Here is a 19,803-nt window from a genome sequence, read left to right as displayed (position 1 = left end):
ATGAGCGACTTCAGTGCCAACCGGGATTTCGGGCCGCGCATCAGCGCCTGTCCCGCCTGCGACGCAGCCCCCTTGGCCGAACGCGTTGCCGGCGCTGCCGCGGCGCGCGGCGATCTGGTGCTGTCGCTGCCCACCGCGCATTGCGCGACCTGTATCGCGGATGTGGAACGGGCGCTTCTGGCGCAACCGGGCGTACGCGCGGCGCGGGTCAATCTGACGCTGCGCCGGGTGATGATCGACGCGCCGGGCCGCAGCGCCGAGGAACTGATCCCGGTGCTGGAAAACATCGGCTATGAGGCGCATGAACTGGACGCCTCGATTCTGACCTCCACCGCCGCCGAGCGTCAGGGCCGTGACATCCTGATGCGCATCGGCGTGTCGGGCTTTGCCATGATGAACGTCATGATCCTGTCGGTCGCGGTCTGGTCCGGGGCGACGGGCGCGACGCGCGACATGTTTCACTGGATCTCGGCGGTGATCGCGCTGCCGACGGTGATCTTTGCCGGCAAGCCGTTTTTCGTCAGCGCCTGGCACAGCCTCAAGGCCGGCCGGCTGGGGATGGACGTGCCGATCTCGCTGGCGCTGATCCTCGCCAGCGCGATTTCCCTGTTCGAGACGATCAATTCCGGCACCCATGCCTATTTCGACGCCGCCGTCATGCTGTGCTTCTTCCTGCTGGTCGGGCGCTATCTGGATTTCCGCACCCGTGCCGTGGCCCGCTCCGCCGCCGAGGAACTGACCGCGCTGGAGGTTCCGCGCGCCATCCTGCTGCAGGACGGGGCCGAGCAGGTGGTGAATGTGGCCGATCTGGCCGCCGGCGACGTGATCCGCATCCGTCCCGGCGCGCGCGTCGCGGCGGATGGCGAGGTGATCGCGGGCATGTCGGAAATCGACCGCTCGCTGCTGACCGGCGAAAGCCTGCCGGTGCAGGCGGGTCCTGGCGTGGTCCTGTCGGCGGGTGAGGTCAATCTGACCGGTCCCCTCGATCTGCGGGTCACCGCGGCGGGGCGCGACAGCTCGTTGACGCGGCTGGCGCATGTGGTCGCCATGGCCGAGGCCACCCGCGGCCGCTATGCCTCTCTGGCGGAACGTGCCTCGCGGCTCTATTCGCCGGTGGTGCATCTGCTGGCGCTGTTCAGCTATGGGCTGTGGTTGTATTGGACCGGCGACTGGCGCGTGGCGCTGAATGTCGCGGCGGCGGTGCTGATCATCACCTGTCCCTGTGCGCTCGGGCTGGCGGTGCCGGCGGTGGTCACGGCGGCCTCGGGCAAGCTGTTCAAGCGCGGCTTGCTCATCAAGGACGGCACCGCGCTGGAGCGTCTGGCCGAGGTCGATACCATCGTCTTCGACAAGACCGGCACCCTGACCATGGGCAGGCCAGAGCTGATCAGCCTTGACGCGTTGCCGGGTGATCTGCGCCCGGTCGCGCTGGCGATCGCCGGGGCCTCCGGCCATCCGCTGTCGCGCGCATTGGCGGCGGCGCTGGTGGCCGAGGGCGTCGCGCCCGCGCATCTGGACCGCGTGGCCGAGGTGCCGGGCTTCGGAATCGAGGGCGAGGTTCAGGGCCGCCGGATCCGTCTGGGCCGTGCCGATTGGGTGGGCGCCACTGCGCCCGAGTCTGCTGACGGGCCGGTCAGCGTGCTGGCGGTGGCGGGGTATGCGCCCGTGCTGTTGCGCTTTGCCGATGCGCTGCGGCCCGGTGCGGTGGCCTGCGTCGCGGCCCTGCAGGACAGTGGGCGGCGGGTGATCATGCTGTCGGGCGACACCCCTACCGCCGTGGCCCGCGCGGCGAAGGATCTGGGCGTCACCGAATTTCGCGCCGGCGTCACTCCGCAGGACAAGGAGGCCGCCATTGCCGCCCTGGCGACCCAGGGCGCGAAGGTGCTGATGGTGGGCGACGGGCTGAACGATACGGCGGCGCTGGCGCGGGCGCATGTCTCGATTTCGCCCGCCACCGCATTGGATGCGGCGCGGGTGGCCTCGGATATGGTGCTGATGGGGCAGGATCTGGCCCCGGTCGCAGGGGCGATCGAGCTGGCCCGCCAGGCGCGGCGTCGCATCAAGGAAAACTTCGCGATTTCGATTGCTTACAATATCGTTGCGGTGCCCTTCGCAATGATGGGGCTGGCCACGCCGCTGCTGGCGGCGCTGGCGATGTCGGTCAGCTCGATCTCGGTCACGCTGAACGCGCTGAGGTTGCGCTGATGGAAATCCTGTTCATCCTCATCCCGGTCTCGATCCTGCTGGGCGCGGGCGGGCTGGCCGCTTTCCTGTGGTCGTTGAAAACCCGCCAATATGACGATCCCAAGGGGGATGCTGAACGGATCCTGTCGACGGAATGGGACGATCGACCCCGGCCGCCCCCTCAGAAAAGCGAGCCCTGAGGGTCGGTTTCGGGGCGTGCGGCAACGGTGCCATCGGAGAATTCGATCTGCAACCTCCGGGCCCTTGCCGCGGCTTCGGCCGATGTCAGGACGTGGCCCGCATCGTCGCGGATGACGGCGAAGCCGCGCGCCAGCGTCTGCCGGTAGCCCAGCGAGATCCGCATCCGATCCAGCCGCATCAGCGCCTGCTCGCGCAGGGCGACGCCGCGGGTAAAGGCGGCGTCCAGACGCGCCATCAGCGGCACCAGCCGGTCGCGCCCGTCGGCGGTCTTGCGGCGGGTATCGGCCAGCACGCGCAGGCGGCCGTTCTGCAGCCGGGCCGACAGCCCCTCCAGCCGGTCGCGCCTGCGGGCATTGGGGGCTTTCGCTGCCATGCCGAGATGCCGGGTCAGGTTATCGAGGCCCGTGCGCGCCCGGTCGGTCAGCCGGATCAGCATGGCGGGCGTCAGACGCAGCCCCTCCAGCCGGTCGCGGCGGCGATGGACGCTGTTCCTCAGCGCCGGTTCCAGCGCGCCGCCCCGGAAATCCAGCCTTTGCCGCGCGCCTTCGGTCAGCGCCTGCGGCCGGCCAAGCGCACGGCTCAGATCGACCAGCCGTTGCGCGCGCCGGTCCTGCTGCTGACCGGCGGCCTGCGTCATGCGCAGGCCGGCCTGCTGCAACCACGCCGCCAGATCGCGCCGCACCGGTACCGCCATCTCGGCGGCGGCCGTGGGCGTCGGCGCACGGCGGTCGGCCGCGAAGTCGATCAGGGTGGTATCTGTTTCATGACCCACGGCCGAGATCAGCGGGACGGCGCTGTCGGCGGCGGCGCGGACGACGATTTCCTCGTTGAAGCTCCACAGATCTTCAAGGCTGCCGCCGCCGCGCGCGACGATCAGCAGATCGGGGCGCGGAATCGGGCCGTCCGGGGGCAGGGCGTTGAAACCGCGGATCGCGGCGGCGACCTCGGCAGCGGAGGACGCGCCCTGAACGGCCACCGGCCAGATCAGCACATGGGTGGGAAAGCGGTCGCGCAGCCGGTGCAGGATATCGCGGATCACCGCGCCCGAGGGCGACGTGACGACCCCGATCACGCGCGGAAGGAAAGGCAGCGGCTTCTTGCGATCGGCATCGAACAGCCCTTCCGCCGCCAGCGCCTTGCGGCGTTTTTCCAGCATCGCCATCAGCGCGCCGGCGCCCGCCGGTTCCAGTTCCTCGACGATCAGCTGGTATTTCGACTGGCCGGGAAAGGTGGTCAGCTTGCCGGTGGCGATGACCTCCATCCCCTCTTCGGGCTTCTGAGTCAGCCGCGCGGCCTGGCCTTTCCAGCTGACCGCCGCGATCACCGCCCGGTCATCCTTGAGGTCGAAATAGACATGGCCCGAGGAGGGGCGCGACACCCGTCCGATCTCGCCGCGCACGCGGACGCGGCCGAACTCGCCCTCGATCACGCGTTTGACCGCGCCCGAGATTTCGGAAACCGAAAGCGCCGGGGTATTGCCGCCGTCGCCACGCTCGGGGATGTCGTCTTCGAAAAGCTCCATGCCCGCCGTTCTAGATCACCCGATCGGGCGGCGCCAGATGAAAGCCCCCGTTCGGACGACCTGCAAAGGATGCGCGTCAGGCGAAAGCGCGCCGTCCGCAGATCCATTACAGCAGCGTAGGCAGGAAAGCGTGACGCAAGCCGCCGACAGGCGTAGAGTGGTGGGACGTGCAGGTGCGCGCCGGCGCCCGCCGCTGCCAATCTCCCGGCGCATCGAACAAGGGAGGCTAGACGATGAGACGCTTCGAAACCGGCCTTGGCCTGCTGGCCGTGACCTCGGCGCTGATGCTGGCGTTGCCGGCTTCCGCCGCTGGTGTGCTGGCCGCGCAGAACGGCATGACGCTTTATACCTTCGACAATGACAGCGAGGGGATGTCGTCCTGTTATGACGACTGCGCCAAAAACTGGCCGCCTTATCTCGCGGCGGAAGGCGAGGTCATGCCCGATGGCTGGACCCGCGTCACCCGCACTGACGGGACCGAGCAATGGGCGCTCGACGGCAAGCCGCTGTATTTCTATTACGAGGATATGGCGTCGGGCGATGTGAAGGGCGACGGCAAGGGCGATGTCTGGCATGTGGTGACGATGTCGGATTAGCCGGATCGTTGATGACGCGCGACCGGGAGCCGGCTCTCGCCCCCGGTCGTTACACGGCCGCGAAAATGCCGAGCGGCGCTTGCCGCATGTCTGATCCCCCTGCCACTTTCTTCTCGTCGGTGACGCTGTTGGTCGCCCGGCCGCGATGGGCACCAGCAGCCGCGAGACGGTGCTCTCGGACCGCGTCGCCGGCGTTGTTTCCAGCATTCGCCCGAGTTCTGGATTGCGCAGAAGGATATGCGCCTTTAACTGCCTGCGGAAAGGGAAGCCGGATCGGCGGTCAAGCGAAAAGGGCAACGCATGAATATCCTCATCCTCGGCAGCGGCGGGCGGGAACATGCGCTCGCCTGGGCGATCCGGCAGAACCCGAAATGCGACCGGTTGATCGTGGCGCCCGGCAATCCCGGCATGGCGGCGATTGCGGAATGCGCCGATCTCGACATTCTTTCGCGCGCGGCCGTCTGCGAATTCGCGCAGGAGAACGCCATCGATCTGGTGGTGATCGGGCCCGAGGCGCCGCTGGCCGCCGGTGTGGCCGACGCGCTGCGGGGCGCGGGCCTGCTGGTCTTCGGGCCGTCGCAGGCGGCCGCCCAACTCGAGGCATCGAAGGCCTTCACCAAGGAGGTCTGCGATGCCTGTGGGGCGCCGACCGCCGCCTGGGCACGGTTCGCGGACGCGCAGGCGGCGCATGAATACATCGATGCAAGGGGTGCGCCAATCGTCGTCAAGGCCGATGGGCTGGCAGCCGGCAAGGGCGTCGTCGTGGCCGAAACGCTGGAACAGGCGCATGATGCCATCGACATGATCTTCGGCGGCGCCTTCGGGGCCGCGGGCGCCGAAGTGGTGATCGAGGAGTTCATGGACGGCGAGGAGGCGAGCTTCTTCGTCCTCTCGGATGGGGTTAACTGCCTGTCCATCGGCACCGCGCAGGACCACAAGCGCGTGGGCGACGGCGATACCGGCCCCAATACCGGCGGGATGGGCGCCTATTCGCCCGCCCCGGTGCTGAGCGAGGCCATTCAGGCGCAGGTCATGGAGCAGATGATCCGCCCCACCGTGGCCGAGATGGCGCGGCGCGGCACGCCCTTTCAGGGGGTGTTGTTCGCCGGGCTCATGATCAAGGACGGCCAGGCGCGGCTGGTCGAATACAATGTCCGTTTCGGCGACCCGGAATGTCAGGTGCTGATGATGCGGCTGGGCGCTCAGGCGCTGGATCTGATCCATGCATGCGCCGAAGGACGGCTGGACCAGATCACCGCCAACTGGGCAGAGGATCACGCATTGACGGTGGTGATGGCCGCCGACGGTTATCCGGGAAGCTATCAGAAGGGCAGCGAGATCAAGGGCCTGTCCTCGCTTCCTGAAGACAGTTTCAACATGGTTTTTCATGCTGGCACGGGCCAGAAGGATGGTGCGATCATCGCCACGGGCGGGCGCGTTCTGGCGGCGACCGGACGCGGCGCCACGCTGGCCGAGGCGCGGGATCGCGCTTACGGCCTCGTGGATGCGATCGATTGGCCGGAAGGGTTCTGCCGCCGCGACATCGGCTGGCGGGCATTGTGAACGGGGCCGGTTAACAGCGCACCGGCCCAGCCGGTGACTGCGCGCCGCATCCCATGATCGCGACCTGACGGGCGCACCTGCGCCGCTTGCGTATCACCGCTTAAAAATCGACTTTCACGCCGGGCAGGTTCAGCGTCGCCATCAACTCGCGCAGTTCCTGCCGGGCGGCGATGTTGGACATGCTCAACTGCTCGGTCCCGATATCCTTCAGGTCCAGCAGGGTCAGCCCGCGCGGAAACAGCTCGCGGAAGATGACCCGCTCGGCAAAGCCCGGCGCCACACGAAAGCCGATGCGCTTGGACAATTGACCAAGGGCGGTTCCGACCTTGCGCTTGTTGTGCATGGCCTGCGTGCCCAGACGGTTGCGCAGCACGATCCAGTCGATCGGCCCCGCGCCTGCCGCCTGACGACCCTGACGCGCGCCCCAGACCATTTCGGCATAGATCGAGGGGCCCAGCACCTTGCCCTCGGGCGACATCCGCGCCAGCAGGTCAAAGTCGATGAAGCTGTCATTCATCGGCGTGATGAGCGTGTCGGCCAGCATATGCGCCATCTGGGCCAGCCGGGTATGCGATCCGGGGCAGTCGATCAGGATGAAATCGTGATCGGCCTCCAATGCGGTCATGGCGTCCGACAGCGGGTCGGTATCGTTGGGCGAGGTCGCAGCGAGCGTGCCCAGAGTCGGGCTTGGCAGGTTCAGCGCCTCCTTGCCGGTGAAATGGGCGCGGTTCTCCAGATAGCGGCCGAAGCTGCGCTGGCGGATGTCCAGATCCAGCGCCGCAACACGGTGGCCCATCCGCGCCAGCGCGGTGGCCACGTGCATGGAGGTGGTGGATTTTCCCGACCCGCCTTTTTCGTTCCCGACGACGATGATATGGGCCATGAAATACTTCTGCAGTTGTCTGTGGTCGCGGGACAATATGCGCAGAATGCGGGCTTGGAAAGGCGTTCAATCCTGCGCGCTCCGGTCGGGATTCGGTTGATTTCCGTCAGGTAACCGCCCTATCTGTCAAGAATGATTACCCAAAAAATGAAATACGCCCTCAAGGCGCTGATCGTGCTCGCCGAAGAATATGGCGACCAGGCCAAGCCCTTGCAGATCGAGGAAATCGCCCGGCGTTCAGGGGCGCCGAAGCGGTTTCTGGAACATATCCTGCTGGATTTGCGCAAGGCAGGTGTGCTGGGGTCGGTCCGGGGGCGTTCGGGCGGGTATCGGATGACGCGCGATCCTTCGGCCGTGCGGCTCGAATCACTGTTGCGGCGGATTGACGGGCCGCTGGCACCGCTGCCCTGCCTGTCGCGGACCGCGTATCAGAAATGCGAGGACTGCACCAACGAGGCCGAATGCCGCCTGCGTCGTGTTTTCGCCGAGGTGTTCTGGTCGTACCTGCTGCTGCTCGAATCGCTGACCTTGGCTGATCTGGTCGGCCCCGCGGGCACGCCGATGCGGAACGTTCTGTCCGAACAGGATCTAAACGGTTGAAATAAAGCATTTTTCAAGATCGTTGAAAATTTCTGTTGAAAATCACGATAAACCCTGTCGAGATAAAGGGGTCAGACAAGCTGACAGGCTCGATGAGGAGTGATGCCATGACCATGCTGAACCGGCTGGCCAGCTTTGCCGATGCGACGGTGCGCGCGGTGGCGCAGAAACCGCCCCGCTATGCAGTGCATCTGGTCGAACGCAAGACGGGGCGCCTGCACTGCGTGGCGGGGATTCCGTTGACGGTGTTCACCTGCACCCCCGACGAAGTCGGCGCCGAAATGATGCGCAACCGCGACCCCAAGGATTGGGACATCCTGGTTGAACAACGTATCCCGAAGGAGTTCTGACATGAGCGCCCTGTTTTTCCCCATTTTCGGCCATTACACCCCGATCCCCGAGGGGTTCGCGCTGCCGGAACCGGTCGCTGAAACGCGTAATCTGGGCTGGGCCTCGGTTCGGATCGGCGCCAGCGGCCTGGCGCAGGGCCCGGTGTTGCGCCGCTATCGCGACGGGCGGGTGACGGTGGATGCCGCAGGCCGCCAGATCACCGGCCTGCCGGTCGGCGGCACGGCCCCGAAGGGCTGGTGGTCGGGCCTGCTGAATTAAGCCCCATTCCTGCGATGTTGCCGCGTCAATGGAAGGAACGCCGTCCCGCTTCTGGGGCGGCGTTTTTCCCTTGATCGGCGCCGAAAATGCGAAACGCCGCCCCCGAGGGGCGGCGCTGGCAGTCGCAGGGGTCGGGATCAGAAGCCCAGACCGGCGTATTTGTTCTTGAACTTCGATACGCGCCCACCGGTGTCCATCAGCTTGGCCGAGCCGCCGGTCCATGCCGGGTGCGAGGTCGGGTCGATATCCAGCGACATGGTGTCGCCTTCCTTGCCCCAGGTCGAGCGCACCTGATAGGTGGTGCCGTCGGTCATCTTGACCTCGATCATGTGGTAATCGGGATGGATGTCTTTTTTCATGACGATGATCCTCAGGCCTTGGCGTCGGCCTTGTCGGCCTTCGGCTTGTAGTTGGTGACTTCGGCGATGCGGGCGGATTTGCCGCGACGGTCGCGCAGGTAATACAGCTTGGCGCGGCGGACGCGGCCACGGCGGACGACCTCGATCGAATCGATATTGGTCGAATACAGCGGGAAGACGCGCTCGACGCCTTCGCCGAAGCTGATCTTGCGCACGGTGAAGCTGGCGCCGATGCCGTTGCCGCCCTTGCGGCTGATGCAGACGCCTTCATAGTTCTGCACGCGGGTGCGGGTGCCTTCGGTCACCTTGTAACCGACGCGAACGGTGTCACCGGCCTTGAAATCCGGGATATTCTTGCCGAGTTCGGCAATCTGCTCGGCTTCGAGCTGTGCGATCAGGTTCATCGCTGTTCATCCTTGTCTTGCGCAGGGTAGCCCCCTGCTTGGTGTGATGCGCCCGAGAGCTGTCGGTCCTTTGCCGGGTCCACAGGTCTTTCGACATATGCCCGCCACAGGTCGGGGCGGCGTTCCTTCGTCAGCCTTTCGGCTTCTTCCCGCCGCCAAGCAGCAATGGCCGCATGATTGCCGGACATGACGACATCCGGGATCCTGCGGCCTTCCCACTCGGCGGGGCGAGTATATTGCGGGTGCTCAAGCAAACCTTCGGAGAAGGACTCCTCGGCCAGTGATGCCTGATTCCCGACGACGCGGGGTATAAGCCGAACCGTCGCATCAATCAAGACCTGTGCGGCCAGCTCTCCGCCGGTCAGGACATAGTCGCCAATGCTGATTTCCTCGATCTCGCGCGCATCCAGAACGCGTTGATCGACGCCCTCGAACCGGCCGCAGATCAGGGTCACGCCGGGGCCGTCGGCAAGCGCGCGGGCGCGGGCCTGGGTCAGCGGCTTGCCGCGCGGCGACAGGTAGATGACGGGCAGGGCGGGGTCGGCGGCGTTCAGGGCAGCATCCATGACATCGGCCCGGATCACCATGCCCGCGCCGCCGCCTGCGGGCGTGTCATCGACATTGCGATGCTTGCCGATACCGAAATCGCGCAAGGGGATGGTGCGCAGATTCCACAACCCTTCCGCCAGCGCGCGCCCGGTCAACGACAGGCCCAGCACGCCGGGAAAGGCTTCCGCGAACAGGGTGATGATATTGGCGGTCCAGACGCCCTTGACCTGCGGTTCCGCCATCAGCTCGCGCGGGGTGGCCCTGCCAAGCGCCGAGGCGGCGATGGACATGCGGCCATGCGATTTCGTGGGCGGGGTCATTCGTCGCTGCCCGGCGGGTCGGCGACGATGCGGCCTGCCGCCAGATCGACGGTCGGCACCACGGCGCGGGTGAAGGGCAACAGCAGGGATTGCGGGCCGGCCACCTCGAGAATGTCGCCGGCTCCGTGATCGTAGATCGCCTTGACCCGGCCCAGCACCCGGCCGCCGGTATCGACGACCTCGAGCCCGATCAGATCGGCGTGATAGAACTCATCGTCAGGCAGCGAGGGCAGCGCCTCGCGCGCGGCCCAGAGCGTGACGCCGCGCAGCGCCTCGGCCTGTTCGCGTGTGCTGACTCCCGAGAGATTTGCACTGAGACCGCCCGCAACCGGCCGGTTGATGGTGATGGTGAACTGGCGTGCGCCGTCCTCGGTGGAGAGCGGGCCATAGCTGGCAATGTCGGCGGCCTCGGCGGTGAAGCTTTTCAACCGGACCTCGCCCTGAACGCCGAATGCCCCGGCGATGGCGCCTACGCAGACCTTTCCCGACATCGGTTATTTTTCCCCGCAGATCCCGACGCGCAGCCAGATGCCGCCCGATTTTTCGCACAGATCCATCTGGTGGCCGCGTTCGAAGAAGACTCCCGCGACGAAGGCGAACATCATCAGGATCGCCAGCCGGAACAGCCTGAAAATGAACATGCCGCCCCCAGAGGTCAAACGGCCCGCCACGGGGGCGGGCCGAGAGGTGATTATTCCGCGGTCGCGTCGGCGGCAGCGGCGGCCTTGTCGGCGCGGGCCTGGGCGCGTTCCTTGGCTTTCTTGCCCGGCTCGGCTTTTTTCATGTTCTTGCGCTCGGTTTTGGCCTTGACGCCGGCGGCTTCGAGGAAGCGGGCGACGCGGTCGGTCGGCTCGGCACCCTGGGACAGCCAGTATTGCACGCGCTCCAGGTTCATCTGGATGCGGTCTTCGCTGTCTTTGGCCAGCAGCGGGTTATAGGTGCCCAGCTTCTCGATGAAGCGGCCATCGCGTGGCATGCGCGAATCGGACGCGACGATCGCGTAGAACGGACGCTTCTTGGAACCACCACGGGCCAGACGGATCTTCATTGCCATTGCGTTTCTCCTTTGAAATGGCGGGATTGGCGGGGAACCCGCCTTCAGGTTTGGTATTGTTCGTGGTGCCGGATCACTTCGGCGATCACGAAGTTCAGGAATTTGCGCGCGAATTCCGGGTCGAGATCGGCCTCGCGCGCGAGGCGTTCCAACCGGTCGATCTGCTGCGCTTCACGCGCCGGATCGGACGGCGGGAGGTCGTGTTCGGCCTTGAGACGGCCGACGCTTTGGGTGTGCTTGAACCTTTCGGCCAGCGTATAGACAAGGATCGCGTCCAGCCGGTCGATGCTGGCGCGGTGTTCCTTCAGAAGGGCGGCGGCGCGGGCGGTATCGCTCATGCGGCGGATCCTTTCGGGCGGCGCAGCCCGGGGTGCTGCCCCGGACCCCGGGATATTTGGGCCTGAATGAAAGCGCGGCTCATGCCTGCACCTTCGGGTGGCGGTAAACGAGGCAGGGCACGCCCAGGACTTCGGCTTCGCGTTCGACCGTAGCGCCCATGCGTTCGGCCAGCCGGCGCGAGCGGGTGTTTTCCGGGACGATGAACGAGATCATCGGGGGCAGACCCATCACCCGATAGGCGTAATCGCGCGCGGCCATCGCCGCCTCATAGGCGTAGCCCTTGCCTTCGAAGCCGTCATAGACCTGCCAGCCCAGTTCAATCTCGGGCCAGCCCTCCGGCTCCAACAGGCCGATGCGGCCGACCACGGCGCCGGTTGCCTTCTCCTCGACGATCCACATGCCGAAGCCCTTCAGGGCCCAATGCCCCGCGCCCGCTGCAAAGCGGGGCCATGCTTCACCGCGCCCCATTGGACCGCCGACGAAACGCGCACGGTCCGACGCCGCGAAGGTCGCCGCGGCCTTGAAATCCGCGAGGCGCGGTTCACGCAGGATCAAATGCGGGGTCTCGATGACCGGAATATCGACGGAGAAGGTGGCCACGGTCACTTCTTCCCGAACAGACCCGACAACCCACCGGGCAGGCCCATCCCGCCCAACTGGCCGCCGAGGCCCTTGGGGTCCTGCAGCATCTTGGTCGCCTCGGCCATCTGCGCGGGATCGGCATTGGCCATGTCGGGCAGGCCGCCGCCCTTGCCCATCATCGCGCGCATTGCCTGTTTCAGCATGCCGCCCTTCATCTTGCCGAGTTTTTTCATGGTGTCGCCCATCTGCTTCTGCATTTTCAGCAGGCGGTTCAGTTCTGACACTTCCAGCCCGGCGCCGGCCGCGATCCGCTTCTTGCGGCTCGCCTGCAGCAGGTCGGGATTGGCGCGTTCCTTTCGCGTCATCGAGTTGATGAGCGCGATCTGGCGGCGGATCATCTGGTCGTTCATGCCGGCATCCTCGGCGGCCTTGGCCATTTTCGACATGCCCGGCATCATCTGCATGATCGAGCCCATGCCGCCCATCTTCTGCATCTGCTCCAGCTGGGACTTCAGGTCATTCATGTTGAACAGGCCCTTCTGGAAGCGTTTCATCATACGCTCGGCCTGTTCGACCTCCAGCACCTGCTGGGCTTTCTCGACCAGGGCCACGATGTCACCCATGCCGAGGATGCGACCGGCGACGCGTTCGGCATCGAAGGTTTCCAGCGCGTCCATCTTTTCGCCGAGGCCGACGAAGCGGATCGGCTTGCCGGTCACAGCACGCATCGACAGCGCCGCGCCGCCGCGTCCGTCGCCGTCCATCCGGGTCAGCACGACGCCGCTGATGCCGACCTTGGCATCGAATTCGGTGGCGACATTGACCGCATCCTGACCGGTCAGGCCATCAACGACCAGCAGCGTTTCCCGAGGCTGGGCGATGTCGCGCACCGCCTGCACCTCGTCCATCAGAACCTCGTCGATATGCAGACGACCGGCGGTATCCAGCATATAGACGTCATAGCCGCCCAGCGTGGCCTGCTGCCTGGCACGCTTCGCGATCTGGACGGCGCTTTCGCCCTTCACGATCGGCAGCGTGTCGACGCCGATCTGGGTGCCGAGAATCGCCAGCTGCTCCATCGCAGCGGGGCGGTTGGTGTCGAGCGACGCCATCAGCACGCGCTTCTTCTCGCGGTCCTTCAGGCGCAGTGCCAGTTTCGCCGTGGTGGTGGTTTTCCCCGAGCCCTGAAGTCCGACCATCAGCACCGGCGCCGGAGGGTTGTCGATGCGCAGCGCGTCGGGCGCGCCTTCGCCTTGCAGCACCCTGATGAGTTCGTCATGGACGATTTTCACCACCTGCTGGCCGGGGGTAACCGATTTCGTCACCGCCGCACCGGTGGCCTTCTGCGTCACCGATTTCACGAAGCTGCGCGCCACGGGCAACGAGACATCGGCCTCCAGCAGGGCGGTGCGCACCTCGCGCAGGGCGGCGGTCACGTCGTCTTCGGACAGGGCGCCCTGCTTGGTCAGCCGGTCGAAGACGCCGCCAAGACGGTCGGACAGGTTCTCGAACATGCGGGCCTCCTACGGTCCGTTCAAGTGATGCGCGCGGCGCGTAATGCGCAAACGCCCCCGTGGGCGCAACGCGCTGACGGGGGGCGATCCCCGCGCAATGGTCGGGGACCGGAAGGGCAGACCTTCCGGGAATTCCCCGGCAGATACGGGCCGCGGGCGCGAAAGTCAAGCATCGGGGCACATTGCCGCCATTAACCCGATCTTCAGCCGGCTCACCTAGGCTGGGGACGAATCGGGAAGGGATCACACCGGACGTGGACAGATGAGCGGTGATGTCGCAATCAGTGCGTTGCCCCTGATGGGGGAACTTGTCGTGCCCGCGGTGATGCGCGTCAGCGCGGCGATGCCGGATACGCTGATCTCCTATCGCAGCGAGTTGCGATATGCCGACCTCTCCGACTGCCGCACCATCGCCATTCGCGGCGGCGCCGAGCCGGTCGGGGACCGGCTGGCGGTGCGTTGGCTGGGGCGGATCGGGGTCGCGCTGGTGGCGACGCGCGAATATGTCGCGCGCCGCGGCATGCCGCAGCGCCCCGAGGATCTGGCGGCCCACGATCTGGCCGGTCATGATTTCTCGGATGAGGCCGCTCCGTGGTCACGCTGGCTGCTGGCCCACACGGACCGGCAGCGCTTCGTCTTTCGGACAAATGATGAATCGGTCCTGCGGCTCGCGATCATATCCGGGCGTTGCGCGGGGTTCCTGCCGATTTCCAGCCTGGTCTGGTCGGGGGAGCTGATGGAACTGATGCCGGCGCGGGACGAATGGGCGGCCCCCTTGTGGCTGGTCCATGATCGGGGTGCCAGCCAGGTCTGCCGCGATGTCGGTCGTGACCTGGCCGAGATCATGGGGCGCCAGCTGTCATGAGGCGCGGGACGCCGCAGCTACAGCCTGCGGCGCGCCCGCAAGGCGGCGGTGATCGTCCCGTCGTCCAGATAGTCGAGCTCACCCCCGATGGGGACGCCTTGCGCCAGCCCGGTGATGGTCAGCCGGGCTGGCAGGGCATCGGCGATGTAATGGGCCGTAGTCTGCCCCTCGACCGTGGCGTTCAGCGCCAGAATGACCTCGGTGATGGCTTCGGCCTCGATCCGGGCCAGAAGGCGGGGGATCCCCAGATCCTCGGGGCCGATATCATCCAGCGCCGACAGCGTGCCGCCCAGCACGTGATAACGGCCGCGAAACGCGCGGCCGCGTTCCAGGGCCCACAGATCGGCCACATTCTCGACCACGCAGATCTCGCCGGTCTGGCGGCTCTCATCGGCGCAGATGGCGCAGATTTCGTGATCCGAGACATTCCCGCAGCGCGCGCAGGGCCGGGCATTCTCGGCCACCCGCGCCATCAGCGCCGCCAGCTGCGCCATCTGCCCCGGCTTGCGCCCGATCAACGACAGGACGATCCGCCGCGCCGATCGCGGCCCGAGGCCGGGCAGCCGCGCCATGGCGCCGATCAGCGCCTGAATATCGTCGCCGCCGTCTTCCATCGCCTAGAAGGGCAGCTTCATCTCGGGCGGAAGGCCCAGATCCTGCGTCACGCGGGCCATTTCGGATTGTGCACGGTCCTGGGCACGGCGTTGCGCATCCTTGATCGCAGCAAGGATCAGGTCCTCGACCACCTCCTTTTCCGAGGCGACAAAGATCGACGGGTCGATATCGAGACCGGTCAGATCCCCCTTCGCCGTCGCCGTCGCCTTCACCAGACCGGCGCCGGATTCGCCGGTCACGGTGATCTTCCCGAGGTTTTCCTGCATGTCGGCCATCTTGGCCTGCATATCCTTCGCGGCCGCCATCATCTTGGCCATGTCGCCAAGCCCACCCAGTCCTTTGAACATCGCTTACTCCTCGTCCTCGAAAGGATCCCATTCCTCGGCCGCAGCCACAGGTCCGGCACCATCATCATGCAGGGCGCTGTCCGCACCCACGATCTCGGCGCTTTCCGTCACCGGCGGAGGGACTTGCCGGGCGGACAGCAGACGCGCGCCGGAAAATGCCGCCAGAACCGCCTGAACCGTCGGATGTGTCCCGGCACGCGCCATGGCGGCTGCTTCGGTCTCGGCGCGGCGCTCGGCAATGGTGGGGGCGCCCCCCGCATTCACCACACTGACGGCCCAACGCTGGCCCCCGGTCCAGCCACGCAGTCGTTCGGCCAGACGCGCGGCCAGATCGCGCGGCGCGTCCGGCGTCGGCTCGAACTCGATCCGGCCGGGGCCATAGCGGACAAGGCGCAGGTGGTTCTCGACCGCGATCAGCAAAGGCATGTCGCGCATCCGCCGGATCAGCTCCAGCACGCTGTCAAAATCGGGATAGGAGGCGATCAGCGCCTGTGGCGCCTGCGTCAGCGCGGTAGCCTGTCCCTGACCATTGCCCTGCGTCATCATGGCGGGGCCTCGGGCGACGGCATCCACGGGCGGCGCCGAAGCGCGCGCGCCGCTCGGGCGGCTGCCATTGGGGCCGGCGCCCGGACGGGTCAGTTCGCCCGCCGCCTGCGCGGACTGGATCTTGCGGATCAGCGCCTCGGGATCGGGAAGGTCGGCCGCGTGGGTCAGCCGGATCACCGCCATCTCGGCGGCCATCATCGCATTGGGCGCGGCCGAGACTTCTTCCAGCGATTTCAGCAACATCTGCCACAGCCGGGTCAGCACCCGCATGGCGATGCGGTCCGCCAAGGCCGCGCCGCGCATGCGTTCGTCAGGCGAAATCGTCGGATCCTCAATGGCTTCCGGCGTGATCTTCACAATCGAGATCCAATGCGTGATCTCGGCCAGATCTCGCAGCACGGCCAGCGGATCGGCACCGTCGGCGTATTGCGCCTGCAGTTCCGCCAGTGCCTGCGCCGCATCACCGCGCAGGATCATCTCGAACAGGTCGATGACCCGGCCCCGATCCGCGAGGCCCAGCATGGCGCGGACCTGCGCCGCGGTGGTTTCCCCCGCGCCATGGCTGATGGCCTGATCCAGAAGCGAAGTCGCGTCGCGCGCCGATCCCTCGGCCGCCCGCGTGATCAGCGCCAGCGCGTCTTCGGTGATCTGCGCCCCTTCGGCAGCGGCGATCTTCTGCAACAGCGCGATCATCACCTCGGGCTCGATCCGGCGCAGGTCGAAGCGCTGGCAGCGCGACAGCACGGTGACCGGAACCTTGCGGATCTCGGTGGTGGCGAAGATGAACTTCACATGCGGGGGCGGCTCCTCCAGCGTCTTCAGCAGCGCGTTGAACGCGCTGGTGGACAGCATGTGGACCTCGTCGATGATATAGATCTTGTAGCGTGCGGACGCGGCGCGATAATGAACAGATTCAATGATTTCGCGGATATCGTTCACGCCGGTCCGCGATGCCGCGTCCATCTCCATCACGTCGACATGGCGGCCTTCCGAAATCGCCACGCAATGCTCGCAGCGACCGCAGGGCTCGGTCGTGGGGCCGCCCTGGCCGTCGGGGCCGGTGCAGTTCAGACCCTTGGCGATGATGCGTGCGGTGGTGGTTTTTCCGGTGCCGCGAATCCCGGTCATGATGAAGGCCTGCGCGATGCGCGAGGCCGCAAAAGCGTTCTTCAGCGTGCGCACCATCGCATCCTGGCCAACCAGGTCGGAGAAGGTTTCCGGCCGGTATTTCCGGGCCAGGACCTGATAGTTCTGTTCGGTCTCGGTCATCTTGCCTCGTCGGGATCGCGCCACATTAGCCGGGGGGATGCGGCGCGACAACCGGCCAGATGGTCACTCTCGCCGCCATGCGCAAGGCGGTCAGGCCGGTTCCCGGACAGCGTGCCGAGGGGGCCGGCCCGATCTGACGCGATGCGAGACAGGTCCGACAACGCGCATCCGCAGGGCGTCAGGCATGTCGGCGGCGATCTTGGGAAGGGTGAGAGGCTGGACAGCGACCCGAACGAATTTCGTTACGGCTGCTTCCTTCCGGACCTGACCGGGTTGGCGATGCGTCCGCCCGCGCCAGCCTCTCGGGATCTAGATAGGCAAGTGGGCGCGCCGATGCAAGCCCGATCAGAATTTCAGGATCAGGCGTTGAAAGCCGGTCTCGGTCAGGGCGGCCCTGTCGACCGGCAACGGACACAGCTCGGGCGCGGCGGTGGGGGCCGTGTCAAAGCTGGCGCGGGTTCCGGGCCGCGCGATCAGGCTGAAGAATGCGGCGTCGGAGGGTGGCGGGGCATTGGCCTCGTCCAAGTACTGCGCCAGCACATCGCGCACGCGCAGACGCGCATCCTCGGGCAGCAGGCAGGTCTTGCCGGCCGTCAGCGGCGCATAAAGCGGGCCTCCACACATCCGGTAGCTGTTGGTGACCAGCAGGAAATGTTCCTCGGGGCGCAGCGCGCGGTCGGTATGCCGCAGCGCGACGATGCGGCCCGGTTGGGAACGCGCTCGGCCGGAGATGTCGAAGGCCGCACGCCGCGACAGGTCGATGCTGTAATCGAGTCCGGCGATGATGTCGAACTGGAAGCCCGGCATGGCCGGGTCGATCAGCGGGTGGACCCGGCCGTCATCGGGCACCTGCGTGAAGATCGTCGCCGCACGCTCCAGCCATTCGGCGATTTCGGCGCCCGTGACGTCGATCACGGCAATGTGGTTGGTGAAGGGATAAAGCGTCGAAAGATCGCGGCGCCGCAGCAACCCGGCCGGGACCGAGACGAAGTTGTCGGGGCCGCCGCGGCCTCCGGTGCGGAAGGGCGCGAAGGCGGTCAGGACCGGCAGGTCGTTTTCTGGCAGGACTGCGGCGACATGCGCGCGCAGCGCCGATTCGATCAGCCGCAATCCGGCATCCTGGCCCAGAAGGGCGTAATGGCTGTTCAGCGCCCGCATGGTATGCCCGATCGGCCGCGTCAGGCGATCGGCGATATCGGCGGGCACGGATTTCAGCGTGTCGGCCAGGGCGGGGCAGGGGCGCGCGGCGGCGGGCAGCGCTTCGGCGCGTGTGTGTTCGACCCGCCAGGCGCCGGGGGTGCCCCGCAGCCGAAGAGAAATCGCCGCCAGATGCGAGCCGGCAAAGCCCGCCTTCACCAGCGGGGCGGTGGTGCCGGTGGCGGGACGGACGAGGGTTTCATGGGTGTGACCGGCAATGACAGCGCTGACGCCGGTGATGCCGGCGATTATCCCGGCGGCGTTCTCGGCCCGCGGGGCTGGGCCATCGCCTTGGCCGCCATGGCTGAGCGCGACGATCACATCCGCGCCGCGGGCCATCAGCGACGCGACGGCACGACGGGCGGCGGTCACCACGTCTTCTGTTTGCATGTCGGTCGCCAGCCCGGATTCCCAATCTACGGTCTGGGGCGGCAGAACGCCGAAGACACCGATGGTCAGCTCATGGCGGCGCCCGGCCTCGTCCCGCAGCGGCCGGTGAAGCAGCAGCGTCTCGGACCACAGCGGGGTGCCGCAGGTCAACTGCGCATTGGCCAGCGTAATCGGATAGGCGGCGTCGCGCAGCGCCCGGCGCAGGAAGCCGACCCCATGGGCGAAGTCGTGATTGCCCAGCGTGACGGCGTCGTATTTCAGCCGGTTCAGTGCCGCGACGGCGGGGTGATAGTCGTCCGCACCCAGACCGCTGCGGGCGATCTCGTCAGCCAGCGGCGTCCCTTCGAGCAGGTCGCCATTGTCGAACAGAAGGACGTTGGCGTTGCGCGCGCGCTCGGCGGCGATCAGCGGGGCAAGCCGGGCCAGGCCGCCTGTCCCGTCTTCGGCGCCAAGATGCATGTGCAGGTCCGTCGTGGCCAGAATGCGGAGGTGCAGCGTGGTCAGACGGGATGAATCGATCTGCCGGCTGGGCCGTCGGGTGCCGTCGGGCATCTGGTCTGTTCCATGCTTCCGCGACGGGATGCTGCGGTCCTTTCCCGGCAGGATACGGGGCAAAGCTTCCATGGCGCAATCACAGATTGTGGAGGCGTCAGGTTTTTCGTTGCGGCAACCTTGCATGGCCCCACGCAGGCCACTATCGACGTGCGAACGTAACAAGTCACTGTCCTGCTGGTCCCGGTCACTGCCATGAAATTCTCCACCCGAATCGACAAGGAAGTCACCGCCGAGCGGATGTTCGATGCTCTGGCCGATTTTGACCGGATCGAGCGGATTCTGATGCGCCGCGGTGTCGCGGTGAGCCGCGTCGACAACATCTCGGCCGGCGCGCGTGCTTGGGATCTGGCCTTCGATTGGCGTGGCCAGCGGCGCGAACTGCGTCTGGTGCTGGTCCAGTTCGATCGACCGGAACGCTTGGCGCTGACGGGCCAGTCGACGCCTTTCGACCTGCGGATCGACCTGTCGGTTGTGGCACTGGCGCTGCGACGTTCGCGGCTGATCTTCGAGATTGAGGTCAAGCCTCGCAATATGCGCGCCCGGCTGGCGCTGCAGACGGCGAAGCTGGGCAAGGCGCAAATCGACCGCAAGATTGCCCGCAAGGTTGAGGATTTCGTCACGGCGGCCATCGGCTGAGGGGTATGTCTCCGGCCTGAAACCGTTTTCCGGCGCGGTGAAGCAGATCCGCGCAGTGGGCCCGGCGGGGGCGGACAGCTGCGGTTGTGGCGGCGTTCATGTTT

Annotated in this window: 24 protein-coding genes and 1 other RNA gene; 9 read left to right on the top strand and 16 right to left on the bottom strand. The window is 66.6% G+C overall.

What is annotated here, in order from left to right; translation table 11 throughout:
- Both H1S04_RS02760 and ccoS read left to right on the top strand, forming a co-directional pair.
- On the top strand, positions 1-2,205 hold the full coding sequence (locus H1S04_RS02760; protein ID WP_181744016.1) for a heavy metal translocating P-type ATPase: 2,205 nt from the start codon (positions 1-3) through the stop codon (positions 2,203-2,205).
- Positions 2,205-2,384 carry a cbb3-type cytochrome oxidase assembly protein CcoS gene (gene ccoS, locus H1S04_RS02755; RefSeq protein ID WP_181744015.1) on the top strand — a complete coding sequence of 60 codons (180 nt, stop codon included), beginning with the start codon at positions 2,205-2,207 and terminating at the stop codon, positions 2,382-2,384. The genes H1S04_RS02760 and ccoS overlap by 1 nt, the downstream gene beginning before the upstream one ends.
- On the opposite strand, the gene xseA is transcribed toward ccoS, so the two are convergent.
- A complete protein-coding gene (xseA, locus tag H1S04_RS02750) occupies positions 2,366-3,907 on the bottom strand; it encodes an exodeoxyribonuclease VII large subunit (protein WP_181744014.1) in 1,542 nt (513 codons plus the stop codon). The two genes, ccoS and xseA, sit on opposite strands and share 19 nt — an antisense overlap.
- A 233-nt stretch (positions 3,908-4,140) precedes the next feature.
- Here xseA and H1S04_RS02745 point away from each other — a divergent pair, with 233 nt between their 5' ends.
- Together H1S04_RS02745 and purD are read left to right on the top strand one after the other, a co-directional pair.
- Positions 4,141-4,503: a hypothetical protein gene (locus H1S04_RS02745; RefSeq protein ID WP_181744013.1), complete on the top strand. Its 363-nt coding sequence runs from the start codon at positions 4,141-4,143 to the stop codon at positions 4,501-4,503.
- 300 nt (positions 4,504-4,803) lie between these two features.
- Entirely contained in the window at positions 4,804-6,066 is a 1,263-nt protein-coding gene (purD, locus tag H1S04_RS02740) for a phosphoribosylamine--glycine ligase (protein ID WP_181744012.1), read from the top strand.
- A 100-nt stretch (positions 6,067-6,166) separates the two neighbouring features.
- On the opposite strand, the gene H1S04_RS02735 is transcribed toward purD, so the two are convergent.
- Positions 6,167-6,949, bottom strand: a complete 783-nt coding sequence (locus H1S04_RS02735; RefSeq protein WP_181744011.1) for a division plane positioning ATPase MipZ — start codon at positions 6,947-6,949, stop codon at positions 6,167-6,169.
- Positions 6,950-7,081: 132 nt separating this feature from the next.
- On the opposite strand from H1S04_RS02735, the gene H1S04_RS02730 reads away from it, so the two are divergent.
- From H1S04_RS02730 to H1S04_RS02720, 3 genes are all read left to right on the top strand, one after another.
- Positions 7,082-7,549 (top strand): Rrf2 family transcriptional regulator, encoded by a 468-nt coding sequence (locus tag H1S04_RS02730; RefSeq protein ID WP_181744010.1) that lies wholly within the window; start codon positions 7,082-7,084, stop codon positions 7,547-7,549.
- Positions 7,550-7,656: 107 nt separating this feature from the next.
- Complete coding sequence (locus H1S04_RS02725) at positions 7,657-7,899, top strand: hypothetical protein (RefSeq protein ID WP_181744009.1); 243 nt, start codon at positions 7,657-7,659, stop codon at positions 7,897-7,899.
- Between the two features lies 1 nt (position 7,900).
- A complete protein-coding gene (locus H1S04_RS02720; protein WP_181744008.1) occupies positions 7,901-8,158 on the top strand; it encodes a hypothetical protein in 258 nt (85 codons plus the stop codon).
- A gap of 137 nt (positions 8,159-8,295) precedes the next feature.
- Here the strand turns inward: H1S04_RS02720 and rpmE are convergent, their stop codons facing one another.
- The 9 genes from rpmE to ffh all read right to left on the bottom strand — a co-directional run bounded on the left by rpmE (position 8,296) and on the right by ffh (position 13,279).
- The gene (gene rpmE, locus H1S04_RS02715; RefSeq protein ID WP_181744007.1) at positions 8,296-8,517 is read right to left on the bottom strand and encodes a 50S ribosomal protein L31; all 222 of its coding nucleotides are present in this window, start codon (positions 8,515-8,517) and stop codon (positions 8,296-8,298) included.
- A gap of 11 nt (positions 8,518-8,528) precedes the next feature.
- Positions 8,529-8,921, bottom strand: a complete 393-nt coding sequence (rplS, locus tag H1S04_RS02710; RefSeq protein WP_181744006.1) for a 50S ribosomal protein L19 — start codon at positions 8,919-8,921, stop codon at positions 8,529-8,531.
- Positions 8,918-9,790, bottom strand: a complete 873-nt coding sequence (gene trmD, locus H1S04_RS02705; protein WP_181744005.1) for a tRNA (guanosine(37)-N1)-methyltransferase TrmD — start codon at positions 9,788-9,790, stop codon at positions 8,918-8,920. The genes rplS and trmD overlap by 4 nt, the downstream gene beginning before the upstream one ends.
- Entirely contained in the window at positions 9,787-10,281 is a 495-nt protein-coding gene (gene rimM / locus H1S04_RS02700; RefSeq protein WP_181744004.1) for a ribosome maturation factor RimM, read from the bottom strand. Before rimM ends, trmD begins: the two co-directional genes overlap by 4 nt.
- Positions 10,282-10,284: 3 nt before the next feature.
- A complete protein-coding gene (locus tag H1S04_RS02695; protein ID WP_181745474.1) occupies positions 10,285-10,431 on the bottom strand; it encodes a hypothetical protein in 147 nt (48 codons plus the stop codon).
- A 50-nt stretch (positions 10,432-10,481) separates the two neighbouring features.
- Positions 10,482-10,844 carry a 30S ribosomal protein S16 gene (gene rpsP / locus H1S04_RS02690; RefSeq protein ID WP_181744003.1) on the bottom strand — a complete coding sequence of 121 codons (363 nt, stop codon included), beginning with the start codon at positions 10,842-10,844 and terminating at the stop codon, positions 10,482-10,484.
- 44 nt (positions 10,845-10,888) lie between these two features.
- Positions 10,889-11,182, bottom strand: a complete 294-nt coding sequence (locus tag H1S04_RS02685) for a chorismate mutase (RefSeq protein ID WP_181744002.1) — start codon at positions 11,180-11,182, stop codon at positions 10,889-10,891.
- 79 nt (positions 11,183-11,261) lie between these two features.
- Positions 11,262-11,783 carry a GNAT family N-acetyltransferase gene (locus tag H1S04_RS02680; RefSeq protein ID WP_298945720.1) on the bottom strand — a complete coding sequence of 174 codons (522 nt, stop codon included), beginning with the start codon at positions 11,781-11,783 and terminating at the stop codon, positions 11,262-11,264.
- Between the two features lie 2 nt (positions 11,784-11,785).
- Positions 11,786-13,279: a signal recognition particle protein gene (gene ffh / locus H1S04_RS02675; RefSeq protein ID WP_181744000.1), complete on the bottom strand. Its 1,494-nt coding sequence runs from the start codon at positions 13,277-13,279 to the stop codon at positions 11,786-11,788.
- Between the two features lie 262 nt (positions 13,280-13,541).
- Here ffh and H1S04_RS02670 point away from each other — a divergent pair, with 262 nt between their 5' ends.
- Positions 13,542-14,144: a LysR substrate-binding domain-containing protein gene (locus H1S04_RS02670; protein ID WP_181743999.1), complete on the top strand. Its 603-nt coding sequence runs from the start codon at positions 13,542-13,544 to the stop codon at positions 14,142-14,144.
- Positions 14,145-14,161: 17 nt separating this feature from the next.
- Here H1S04_RS02670 and recR read toward each other — a convergent pair whose 3' ends face one another.
- The 5 genes from recR to H1S04_RS02645 all read right to left on the bottom strand — a co-directional run bounded on the left by recR (position 14,162) and on the right by H1S04_RS02645 (position 19,060).
- Entirely contained in the window at positions 14,162-14,758 is a 597-nt protein-coding gene (gene recR, locus H1S04_RS02665; protein ID WP_181743998.1) for a recombination mediator RecR, read from the bottom strand.
- A gap of 3 nt (positions 14,759-14,761) precedes the next feature.
- Positions 14,762-15,106 (bottom strand): YbaB/EbfC family nucleoid-associated protein, encoded by a 345-nt coding sequence (locus H1S04_RS02660; protein WP_181743997.1) that lies wholly within the window; start codon positions 15,104-15,106, stop codon positions 14,762-14,764.
- A 3-nt stretch (positions 15,107-15,109) separates the two neighbouring features.
- Positions 15,110-16,921 (bottom strand): DNA polymerase III subunit gamma/tau, encoded by a 1,812-nt coding sequence (locus H1S04_RS02655; protein WP_181743996.1) that lies wholly within the window; start codon positions 16,919-16,921, stop codon positions 15,110-15,112.
- A gap of 206 nt (positions 16,922-17,127) precedes the next feature.
- Positions 17,128-17,226: signal recognition particle sRNA small type (gene ffs, locus H1S04_RS02650), an RNA gene on the bottom strand.
- A 40-nt stretch (positions 17,227-17,266) separates the two neighbouring features.
- Positions 17,267-19,060 carry a 5'-nucleotidase C-terminal domain-containing protein gene (locus H1S04_RS02645; protein WP_181743995.1) on the bottom strand — a complete coding sequence of 598 codons (1,794 nt, stop codon included), beginning with the start codon at positions 19,058-19,060 and terminating at the stop codon, positions 17,267-17,269.
- A gap of 195 nt (positions 19,061-19,255) precedes the next feature.
- Here H1S04_RS02645 and H1S04_RS02640 point away from each other — a divergent pair, with 195 nt between their 5' ends.
- Positions 19,256-19,699, top strand: coding sequence for an SRPBCC family protein (locus H1S04_RS02640; RefSeq protein ID WP_181743994.1), 444 nt, complete (start codon positions 19,256-19,258; stop codon positions 19,697-19,699).
- Positions 19,700-19,803: the final 104 nt, after the last annotated feature.

It is taken from the genome of Paracoccus sp. S1E-3 (genome assembly GCF_013868135.1).
Lineage (GTDB): Bacteria > Pseudomonadota > Alphaproteobacteria > Rhodobacterales > Rhodobacteraceae > Paracoccus.
This window is presented reverse-complemented; position numbering and strand designations above follow the sequence as displayed.